General features: G+C 50.9%; 4 protein-coding genes. All 4 read left to right on the top strand.

Annotated features, from left to right (window positions below):
- Positions 1 to 204, top strand: a 204-nt coding sequence (locus tag AB5Y92_RS17325) for a phage virion morphogenesis protein (protein ID WP_368227248.1), incomplete at its 5' end; no start/stop codon positions are given.
- Positions 205 to 390: 186 nt separating this feature from the next.
- Positions 391 to 1,311 carry a hypothetical protein gene (locus AB5Y92_RS17320; RefSeq protein ID WP_368227247.1) on the top strand — a complete coding sequence of 307 codons (921 nt, stop codon included), beginning with the start codon at positions 391 to 393 and terminating at the stop codon, positions 1,309 to 1,311.
- A gap of 2 nt (positions 1,312 to 1,313) precedes the next feature.
- On the top strand, positions 1,314 to 1,931 hold the full coding sequence (locus tag AB5Y92_RS17315) for a DUF2335 domain-containing protein (protein WP_368227246.1): 618 nt from the start codon (positions 1,314 to 1,316) through the stop codon (positions 1,929 to 1,931).
- Between the two features lie 32 nt (positions 1,932 to 1,963).
- Positions 1,964 to 3,118, top strand: a 1,155-nt coding sequence (locus tag AB5Y92_RS17310) for a phage protease (protein ID WP_368227245.1), incomplete at its 3' end; no start/stop codon positions are given.

Genomic DNA, 3,118 nt, shown 5'->3' with positions numbered 1-3,118 from the left:
CGTCTGAACGATGATCTGCGCGATACCCTCGACTATCAGGTCGATCCCCAGACCCTCTACTTCGGCACGCCCATGGTATACGGTGCCGCCCACCAGTTCGGGCGCCCAGAGATCAACCTGCCAGAGCGCCGTGCTCTGGGGCTGTCAGAAGGGGATAAAGAGAGTGTGTTGGAGACACTTGAAGGGTATCTATCAGCAAAGTGAATTTAACACGTTTTAAGAGCTCTAAGTGATGAGTATGATAAGGTGCATTGGGTAGGGATCAGCATGTAGTCTTACGTACACTTAAACAGGTTTAAACAGCAGTGTTTGTGGTAATGTATAAGGTATGGCACATCCTTATGCTAGGGCTGTATATGATGTAACCCTAGTAAGTTGGAGGGGGATGGTATGAATTTCAAAAAACCAATAGGTCAAATCAAAGATACTTCGCTGGAATCAGAGTTGACTGTTTCTCCTCAAGGACCGAACTCATATGAAGATAAAGGAAATGAAGCAAGCGTGATTTCTACGTCAGGTCAAGAGCATTCGACACATGATGTTCAACATGGCAATGCCAACCACGAGGCTCACTCTGCGCCCAGTTCGTTAGGTGAGGACACTACGAGCCTTTCGAGTGAGAGCTGGGAAAAATTGATTAATAGCAATGCCTTACAGGATGCAAGTGCTTGCTTTGTAGAGCAGCAACGCAAGTATAACGATTCTTTACTGGAGGCTGCTGCAAGCCTGACCGATATGCACCATAAGCGTAGTGAAGCCCTACAGGCTGCTGGCGCAAGTTTGATTGATTTGCAGCAGAAGCATAAGGAGGCTTTGTTAGAGGCTGGTGCAAGCCTGATCGATATTCAACGTAAGCGTAATGACGCTCTAGAGGCTGCTGGTGCAAGTTTGCCTGAGTTGGCATTGAAAGATAGTGACAACTTGCGCTCAATTATAAAACACTGGAACAGTCTTAAATATAAAGATGAGGTTAATAAGGCAACAGCTCGAATCACTGCCTTAGGCTTGTCCGATGAATACTGGAAGTTGATTTCAAACATAGAAATGAAAACTTCAGTATATTCACGACATATGGATTTTATAAATAAATCTTCGTATTTATTAAAAAGTTCAAACATTCTTGAGTCGACGAAAAATGCAATCAATTCGTTTAATGTTCTGCCTGCTGGATCACTATTCCGCCATTTGAAACATTTATCATTAAATAACGATATTGATGCGTTGGCATCTGATTGGTCTAATACAGGGAAAGACCTAAAAGACACAATTAAAAGTATAGAGTTGACAAAAATCGAGAAGGGAGACGAATAGCTTTGGATAAGGTTGACAATCTACAACAAGTAGAACGTGATGGGGACATTGATTTTTCAAAGGATATGTCTGATGAACGTGTTCCTGTCGATAATTCTAATGATGGCCAAACGCATACTTGTACTGAAGTCGACGCTGAGGTGGCAGCTGAAGCGGAACAGAGAGATCTCGAAGCGATTCAATTGATTCTAAGAGAAATTCCCGAACCTCTTTTAATGCAAGAGGTTGCTAGTCGAGTTGAAAAAGAGCCGTCAGAAAATATCCCTAGAATGGTGCGCCAGGTCAGTGCTTTTCAAGGCCCACTTCCACCACCAGCTATGCTCGCTCAATATGAGGATATCTGTCCAGGATTTGCAGATAGAATTGTTAGTCTGACGGAGAGGCAGCAGGGACATCGGATCGATATTGAAAGTCGTTCTGTGACAGCGTCAATATGGAATGAACGCTTAGGTCAGATTTTTGCTTTTATTATTTGTATGTTCACGCTGGTCAGCTCGGTTTGGTTGATTAGTAAAGATTTTACATGGTCTGGCAGCTTGCTGGCTGGCGGTACGATGACAGGCTTAGCATACATATTTATTACTGGACGAAAGCAGAATGAAAAATCGGGTGACGAATAAGCTTTAACCCACCATAAACCCCATCCCCCTTCATGCCGCCGCACTATGGCGGCATGAACATATCCAAGACCCCATACTCAGCGCCCTTCGTGGCGACCCTCCAAGCCAACCCCGTCAGCGGGGAGCGGCTGGCGGTGCTCGATGCGCAGCTCACCCCCCAAGGCGATGGCTGGTACCAGCTGCTGCCGGTCGGCCCGTTCAAGGCCCGTGATGGTCGTCCGTTCGATGTGGCGAGTGGCCATTGGCAACTGGACGGGCAGATCGCTGCAGCCCTGATTGCCCGTGCCAAAGCGCTTGGGCAAGACATCCTGATCGATTACGACCACCAGACCCTCAAGACTGACCAGAACGGCCAGCCAGCCCCTGCGGCCGGTTGGTACAACAGTGACGAGATTGCATGGCGCGAAGGGCAGGGGCTCTTTATCAAGCCGCGCTGGACGGAGCGGGCTGCCGCCCTGGTGGCTGCCAAAGAGTACCGATTCCTTTCTGCCGTCTTTCCCTATGACGCCCTCGGCCGCCCGCTGGAACTGCGGATGACTGCCATCACCAATGATCCCGGTGTGGTGGGCATGCAGGCGCTTGCCGCTTTGAGTGCGTTACCAGCATCAAGCCTTATGTCTACCCAACCCGGCCAGCTGGCCACCTCATCCCATGTTGCACAACAGGAGAAATCCATGAACGAACACCTGATCGCGCTGCTCGGCAAACTCGGCATCCAGCCGGGTGCCGATGGCCAGTTTACCGCCGAGCAGGGGACTGCCGCTCTGGCTGCTCTGGATACCCTGCAGGCCAGCGCCAAGAAAGCCCCGGAGCTGGAGGCAGCTCTCACTGCTGAGCGCACCTCGCTGGCCGCGCTCAAGGCGACCATCTCCACAGGGCAGGGTGGCCAGATTGACCTGGCCAAGTATGTACCGGTGGAGACCTATAACGCCCTGGTGACGGAAGTGGCCACCTTGAGCGCCAAGGTCGAGACCACGGATGCCGCAACCTTGATCAAGGACGCCCGCACCCAGGGCAAGGTGGTGGCAGCAGAAGAGGAGTATTTGACCGCCTATGCCGCTCAGAAGGGGGTGGCGGCCCTCAAGGCGTTGTTGGATCCCCGTCCGGCAATTGCCGCCCTGGCCGCCAGCCAGACCACCCAGCTGACCCTGCCCGATCGAACGGAGAATGCGGTGCTCTCGGCAGAT

This window comes from Aeromonas sp. R1-1, assembly GCF_040908495.1.
In the GTDB taxonomy this organism is placed as follows: Bacteria; Pseudomonadota; Gammaproteobacteria; order Enterobacterales; family Aeromonadaceae; genus Aeromonas; species Aeromonas veronii.
The sequence above is the reverse complement of the archived record's forward strand: the minus strand, read 5'-3'. Positions and strand labels throughout refer to the sequence as shown.